Here is a 7,660-nt window from a genome sequence, read left to right on the forward strand (position 1 = left end):
CGGCCAGCACCCGCGCCCCCACAAGGTCACCCAGGTCGGCGAGGGCGACGGCGAGGGTGATGGTGATGTTCAGGGTGTGGGGGTGGTCGGGGCCGGGGTGGGTGGTCCAGCGCTGGCGGGTGGGGGTGGCCAGGGTGCGGGCGGCGCCGGCCTGCCCGGCCCGCCGCAGATACCAGCCGGTGCGCGCCAGCAGCCGGCGGAATCCGTCGGGTTCGGCGACGCCGGTCAGGGCCAGGTGGCCGGCGGCGGCGCTGACGTGGGGGGTGAGGGTGGCATAGGCAGGCCAGTCCCCCGGACTGTTCGGGTCGCCGGGGTCGGCGGTGGCGAGCAGGTCCAACACCCCGCTGACCGCGCTCGCCGTCTGGCTGAGGGTGAGGCGGGCGCGCAGCAGGGCCTGGACCAGGCGGTGTATCCGCCACCGGCCCGCGGCCGCACCCGAATCGGGTCTGGTAGCGGTAGGGGTGGGGGTGTCCGGGTCGGTGCCGGGGCTGGTGCTGCTGGTGGTGGTGGCCAGGGCGAGGCGGCGGATCGCGGCGAGCATGCCATAGGCCGTCTGCGGTTCCCCGATGACGAGCGCCCCGCGCTCGGGGTGGCTGGTGCTGGTCAGTGGGATGGGGTCGGGGGCGAGGAAGGCCAGCTGGTCGAGCAGCCGGGCAGCCTGCGGGTGCAGGGTGGCGAGCCGGTCGGCGGCCAGGGTGACGGTGCGGGTGAGTCCGGGGTGGTGCAGGGTGTCGTCGTCGAGGAGCACCGCCGGGGTGGCGGCGAGTTCGGCGAGGTAGACGCCGACGGGCATGGTGGTGTCAGCGAGGTAGGCGCCGGCCTGTTCCACGGCCAACGGCAGATCCCCCACCGCCTCCGCCACCCGCCGCACCTCGGTGTCGGTCAGAGTCGGAACATGACGGCGTAGCAGCGCGGCGGTTTCCGGCCGGGTGAACTCGCCGACCTCGACCAGGTCGACGCCGACCCGGCGGACCGCGGGGTCCCGGCTGGTCACCAGCAGCCGCCCCGAGCCCGGGGGCAGCAGACCGGCCAGGGTCTGCGGGTCGGGAATGTTGTCGTAGACCAGCAGCCAGTCCTGGCGGCGACCCAACGCCACCAGCGCCGCCCGGGCCCGCGCGGGCACATCCCCCTCGCCGACCCCCAGCGCTCCGGCAAGCTCAGCCAGGCCGGTTTCCAAACCGGTCGCGGTTTCCGCGTCGACCCACCAGACCAGATCCAGACCGGCCGCATACCGCCAGGCGTACTCCACTGCCAGCTGCGTTTTCCCGACCCCACCCATCCCCTGCAACCCCGCCACCGCCACCCGCCCGCCACCAGCCAGCCGGTCATGCAGGTCGGTGAGGAGAGGGCCGCGGCCGGTGAACAGCAGGTTCCGCGCCGGCACCGACCCCCACACCGCGGGCAGCCGGCCGGGAAACGGCACCTCCACCGCCGGGGCCTGTCCTGGTACCCCGCCGGGGAAACCGGCCGAGACCCGGTTCGGGGCGGCCAACCCGACCGCTTCGAGGAGCCGGCGTCGGGCGGTGGGCTCGTCGACGCCGTGCAGATCCCGGTAGCCGATCATGCCCAGCACCGTCGGGATCGCACAGTCGGCGACTCGTAGCGGGGTCAGTTTCCGGCCGGCCAGCGCCCCGGTCCATTCCTGGGTGCACCAGTGCGACACGAAATACGCCGGTGAGCAGACCGCGACCGTCCGCGCCGCAGCGTCCATCTGCTCGCTGATCCACACCACGAAGTTCTCCCCCGCCGGGGAGTCCCACACCTGGATCCGCACCACCTGACCCGCGGCTTCCAGCACCTCGGCGACCCACGTCGCCCACCCCTCATCCGCCCCCGTGTACGAGACGAAGAAATCCACCCCACCCGCCGGTGGTGGTGTGGTGTGGCCGGCCGTCTGATCCCCCACGCTCATAACCACCCACCCTGCCACCACCACCGCCACGAAACGTCACAAACCCGCCGCACAGCGAACAGGCCCCGGCCGCCACCCCGCTACACCCCTCCCCACGCCGACACAGACCGGCAGGAGCAGGAACAGGCGGGGGCGGCCACACCGTCGGAACCAGCCCGCGTCTCGCGGCCGCGGACCCCGCAACAGCACACCCACCTGGCATCCACCGATCCGGCCCCTGACGCGGAGTACACAGGGGTGCCGGAGACGCCGGACAGTCCGCGGATCAGAGCCGGTCAGCCATATCCGCCCGATTTTCGGCGGCTACTACGGCAACCCCTACGGGGCGCTGGCCGCGAGGTGGGATCCGGTTTGGGTGACTATGCCATCCTGTTCGGGTGACAGTCGGGGGCGATGGGCGTGCTTTCGACGTCTTCGTGTCCTGCGCACCGGACGGGGACGACTGGGGGCAGTGGATCGCCCACACCCTGGAGGAGGCCGGGCATCGGGTGCGGCTGGACAGCTGGGACGTGGTTCCGGGAATGAACCGGATCGCCTGGCTGAACGACTCCCTCCAGCATTCCCGGCACACCATCGCGGTCGTCTCCGACGGTTATCTGGAATCACCGCAGGCGTTGGCCGAATGGGGTTCGGCCTGGTCGCCGCGGATCGCCGGTGGCGAACGCCGACTGCTCGTCGCACGGGTCAGCGACCGCCCGATTCCCGGCCTGCTCGGCCAGCAGGTCCCCCTCGACCTGGTCGGACGCACCCCCCTGGCCGCCCGAGCCCTGCTCCTCACGGCCCTGAACAATCCCGAAACCACCGGAAACCCCGAATCCGCCGAATCCACCGGCGATTCCACATCCACCGGTCATCCCGAATCGGCCAGGACCATCGACCGGACAGCCCGGTTCCGCGCCGAGGTGCTGTTCCCCGGCGAGTTGCCCGCCGTCTGGAATGTGCCGCGGCCGGCGGCCCGTTTCGTCGGACGCACCCGGGAACTGGGCCACCTCGGCGAGTCGATGGCGCGCAACCGGCTGGTCGCGGTGACGGGACTCGCCGGGATCGGCAAGACCAGTCTGGCCGTCGAGTACGTCCGCCAGCAGCGGATGGATTTCGACGCCGTCTGGTGGGTGCCCGCCGGACGCGCGGACCGCGTAGGTGACCGCATCCGCGGCCTCGCCCCGGCGCTCGGTCTGCCCGCGCACGCGGACCCCTCGGCTGTGCTGGACCGGTTGGACGCCGCCGACGGACGGTGGCTGCTCATCCTCGACGACGCCGCCGACCCGGACGCACTGCCCGGCTGGCTGCGACCGTCGTCCAGCGAGGGGCGCATCCTCGTCACCTCCCGCACCGACGCCTGGGATGACGCGGGCGCCGTGCTGCCGGTCGGACCGATGCCGCGCGCCGAGTCGGTGGCGCTGCTCGCCGACCGCGTCGTCGGCCTCGACCGGAGCGACGTCGGCCGGGGTAATGCCGATCGGGGTGATGCCGGGTGGGGTGACGCCGCCGAGGTGGCGGTGGCCGAGCGGATCGCCGAACGGCTGGGGGATCATCCGCTGGCGTTGGACCAGGCCGCGCACCGACTCCGCGAGAGTCAGGCTCCTCTCGCCGTCTACCTCGCGGCGTTGGAGGCACGCCCGGCGGTCCTGCTCGGCCAGGGCGAGGTCCCCGGACGACCCGGGCTCACCGCCGCCACCCTGTGGGACGAGACCCTACGGACGTTGCACGCCGACCATCCCGCCGCCGGTGAACTGCTGCGCTACGCCGCCCACGCCGACGCGTCCGTGCCGATGCCCAGCTGGCTGCCCGCGCTCGCCCCGGAGACGATCGCCGGCGGCGACCTGCGCACGAGCGCCCGCGGCCCGTTGGAACTCGCCGACCTCGCCGCCGACCTCCAACGCGCGGGCCTCGCCCACTCCGACCGGGCCGGGGTGGGCCTGCACACCCTCGTCCGCGCGGCCGTCCGCGCCGACACCAGCCCCGAGCAGGCCGACCAGATCGTCGACTCACTGGGCCGGATGCTGCACGCGGCGCTACCCGAACGCGTCGCCGCGACCCCCGAGGCCTGGCCCGCGTGGCGCACACTGCTCCCCCACGCACTGGCCACCCTGGACGCCACCCCGCCCGCGGCCGACACCGCGCACACCGCCTGGCTCGCCGAGCACAGCGCCGCCTACCTCACCGAACAGGGCCAGCCCCACCAGGCCGAACCCCTGGCCGCCCGCGCCGTCTCCGCCCACGAACGCCTTGACGGCCCGAATCACCCCGACACCCTGGCCGCCCGCGAAACCCACCTGCGCGCCGCCCTCAACGCCGACGATCCCCGGGTCGCCGGCCCCCTCGCCGAACGCAACGCCGCCGACCGCGCCCGCGTCCTCGGCCCGGATCACCCCGACACCCTCACCAGCCGGGAAACCCTGGCCCGCACCTACCAGCGCGCCGGCTACCACGAGCACGCACACAGCCTGCTCACCCAGAACCTGGCCGACCGCACCCGTGTCCTCGGCCGCTACCACCCCGACACCCTGGAAAGCCGCCACCGCCTCGGCGCCGCTCTCTCCGACGCCGGCCGCGGCGACGCCGCTGTCCGCCTGTTACGGCCCACCATCATCGACCGCGACCGCATCCTCGGCCCCGACCATCCCCAGACCCTCGACACCCGCCACCAGCTCGCCGTCACCTACCGAGGCATGGGCGCCACCAACGACGCCCTCGCCTACGCCGAACCCACCCTGGCGGCCCGCGAACGTGTCCTCGGTCCGGATCATCCCGCCACTCTCGGCAGCCACCACAACCTCGGAGCCATCTACCTCCAGGCAGGCCGGCTCGACGACGCCACCCACGAGCTCGAGGACGCGCTTGCCGGCCGTGACCGCATTCTCGGCCCCGACCATCCAAAGTCCCTGAACAGTGCCCACACTCTCGGCCTCGCCCACCTGAAGGAAGGACGGCCGGACCGCGCTGTGCCCTTGTTCGATCGAGCGGCAACCGGACGCGACCGCATACTTGGCAGCGATCATCCAGCATCCGTCATAAGCCACACGCGTCTCGCCTCCGCTTACATCACTGATGGCAGACCAACAGAGGCAACGCCGCACCTGGAGCACATTCTGAACCGCCACGAACGCGTCCTCGGCCCGATGCACCCCCAGGCGCTCGACTCCCGAGAACGGCTGGCATCGCACTACCGTGATACCGGCCGTCCTGACGCGGCCTACCACCATCTGGAGCGGCAGCTGGTCGCCCATGCCCGAGCCGATGGCGCTGCCGACGCCCGTACGTTGCGTACCGCTGCCGACCTCGCCAAGGTATGCCGTGAAACCGGCCGTCTACCCGAGGCTGTCGATCTCGCGGAACGCGTCTACGCCACTCGTGGTGAGATCCTCGGCACGGACCATCCCGACACTAAATCCGGGCGCAGTGCGCTCGCCGACACCTATCGCCAGGCTGGACGGCACGCCGATGCGGCACCGTTGGACCGCGCCACCTTCACCGACGCCATGCGCGAACACGGCCCGTTTCACCCGGAGACCATCAGCGCCCGGAGGACTCTCGCCGAATCGGCCAACCGGCCGGCCTTGGAACAGCCGGACAGGGTCGAGCACTCACCGACTCCCGAACACCGAACCCCGCGACTCAACCTCGAATTCCCTAGCTGATGAGACCTTCGAAGAAGGCGTCAGCTCCGCCCAGATGAATCGCCCGAATCGGCGCTGTTCCCCTTGTCCTCGTCATCGAAGACACGCCCGAGCTTTCCCATCCGGTCGAACAGACGCTGCCGCGGATCGGCCTCCGCCCGGGCCTGCTCGGCCGCCCGCTCCCGCGCTTCCTGTGCCCGCGCATCCGCCCGCGCGTTCGCCTCATCTGTCTGTTGCCGCATGAGCTGCGCCAGCTCCCGCTCGTCCGACTCGAAGTCATATCGGTCTGACTCCCGGTCCGCGAAATCCTGGTCGTCACGGCTGGCCCAGGTGCGGGTGAAGGAGCCGTCCCAGTCCACGGGGCGCAGCGGTGGACGTTCACCCGGCGCCGCGTTCCAGTTCACGGGTGGCAGCGGCTCGCGTTCGGGTGGCGTCGCGTTCCAGTCCACGGGTGGCAGTGGCGGACGGTCCGTCGAGGGCGGCGCCGGCGGTTCCGCGGAACCGTGCGACGTGGACTGCGCGCTGGGCGAGTCCTCGGGCTCAGGGTCGGACGGAGCCTGCGACATGTCGATCCCTCCGCAAGACGGGCACTGCGGGTAATCCTCTCACCGTGTCCGCGTGAGGGGGGAGATCGGGCCGCTTTCGCCGCTGTTACCGGCGCGCGGTGCGGAGGCGAGCGGGGTGGGGGCGAGGACGGTGGCGATGCGCTCGGCGGCGTGGCCGTCCCACAGGGCGGGGCGGCGCGGCGGCGGGGGATGCTCGAGGGCTTCGCGGGCGGCGGCGATGACCACCGCGGGGTCCCGGCCGACAACCCGGTTCGTGCCCTCGGTGACGGTGAGTGGACGTTCGGTGGTGTCTCGCAGGGTCAGGCAGGGCACCCCGAGGACGGTGCTCTCCTCCTGGATGCCGCCGGAGTCGGTGAGCACCAGGCGGGCGCCGGCCTGCAACGCGATCGAGTCGAGGTAGCCGACCGGTCCAAGGAGGCGGATTCCCGCGGGTAGCCGGTCGGCCAGCTGCGCGGCGGTGCGCGGATGGGCCGGGAAGACCAGTGGGCAGCGGGTGGCGATCTCGCCGAGGGCGCCGAGCAGGCCGGTGAGCGTGGCCGGGTCGTCGACGTTCGCCGGCCGGTGCAGTGTGAGCAGACCGTAACCGCCGGGGCGCAGGCCAAGGTCGGCCAGGATCGGTCGGGCGAGGGCGTCCTCGCGGCGGGCCAGCAACGTGTCCACCATGACGTTGCCGACCAGATGAACCTGCTCGGACGGCACCCCCTCGCACAGCAGATGCTCCACGGCCTCGGGTGATGTCGCGAACAGGTCGTCGCACAGCCGGTCGGTGACGATCCGGTTGATCTCCTCGGGCATCGACCTGTCCCCGCTGCGCAGCCCGGCCTCGACATGCGCGGCCCGCACCCCCGCCTTCGCGGCGACCAGTGCGCAGGCCAGCGTCGAGTTCACGTCGCCGAACACGACGACGAGGTCGGGGCGCAGCCGGCCCAGCAGCGTCTCGAACAAGGTCATCACCGCGGCCGTCTGCACGGCGTGCGAGCCGGATCCCGCCGCCAGATGATGGTCGGGCGCCCGCAGATCAAGGTCGGCGAAGAACACCCCGCTCATCGCCTCGTCGTAGTGCTGCCCGGTGTGGACGAAGCTGGTGCGCATCCCCGTGCGCTCAAGCGCGTCCAGCACCGGTTTGGCCTTGACGAAGTTCGGCCGTGCCCCGGCGACCACCACAGCGTGCACGTCGGACGGATCACCAGGCCCGATACCGGGCCGCGGCCCGAAAGCGGCGCCGGGCCCGCCTCCCGACCGTGGCGCCGGCACGGAGCCGGATCCGGTCATGCCGACGCCCCACCAGCCGACGTGGCCGCGCCAGCCGAGGTGGCCGGGCTGGGCAAGGTGGCCGGGCTGGGCGGGCTCGGGCGAGGTCCGGGCAGAGGTCCTGGCCGCGGGGCGGGCGGGGGGCCGGGACGAGGCGCGGGGCTCGACGCGCGGCGCGGAGCGGCCACCGAGGTGGTCAGCAGGCCGTCATGGGTGGCGGCCTCGGACTCGAGAGCGAGGTCGTTGTCGACCATCATCGCGACCAGCTCCTCGAAGGCCACCCGCGGCTGCCACCCCAACACCTCCCGCGC

At 72.5% G+C, this 7,660-nt stretch carries 4 protein-coding genes and 1 pseudogene; 1 reads left to right on the forward strand and 4 read right to left on the reverse strand.

Annotated features, from left to right (window positions below; translation table 11 throughout):
* On the reverse strand, window positions 1-1,912 hold a 1,912-nt coding region (gene fxsT, locus MXD61_RS07165), incomplete at its 3' end, for an FxSxx-COOH system tetratricopeptide repeat protein (protein WP_248812049.1).
* A gap of 377 nt (window positions 1,913-2,289) precedes the next feature.
* On the opposite strand from fxsT, the gene MXD61_RS28380 reads away from it, so the two are divergent.
* Window positions 2,290-5,553, forward strand: a complete 3,264-nt coding sequence (locus tag MXD61_RS28380; protein ID WP_308222692.1) for a tetratricopeptide repeat protein — start codon at window positions 2,290-2,292, stop codon at window positions 5,551-5,553.
* Window positions 5,554-5,573: 20 nt separating this feature from the next.
* On the opposite strand, the gene MXD61_RS07180 is transcribed toward MXD61_RS28380, so the two are convergent.
* From MXD61_RS07180 to MXD61_RS07190, 3 genes and pseudogenes are all read right to left on the reverse strand, one after another.
* Entirely contained in the window at window positions 5,574-6,098 is a 525-nt protein-coding gene (locus MXD61_RS07180) for a hypothetical protein (RefSeq protein WP_248812050.1), read from the reverse strand.
* A 39-nt stretch (window positions 6,099-6,137) separates the two neighbouring features.
* A complete protein-coding gene (wecB, locus tag MXD61_RS07185) occupies window positions 6,138-7,271 on the reverse strand; it encodes a non-hydrolyzing UDP-N-acetylglucosamine 2-epimerase (protein WP_248812051.1) in 1,134 nt (377 codons plus the stop codon).
* Window positions 7,272-7,366: 95 nt separating this feature from the next.
* Window positions 7,367-7,660: pseudogene (locus MXD61_RS07190) on the reverse strand (hypothetical protein); the annotation flags it as partial.

Source organism: Frankia sp. AgPm24 (assembly GCF_023243055.1).
Taxonomy (GTDB): domain Bacteria; phylum Actinomycetota; class Actinomycetes; order Frankiales; family Frankiaceae; genus Frankia; species Frankia umida.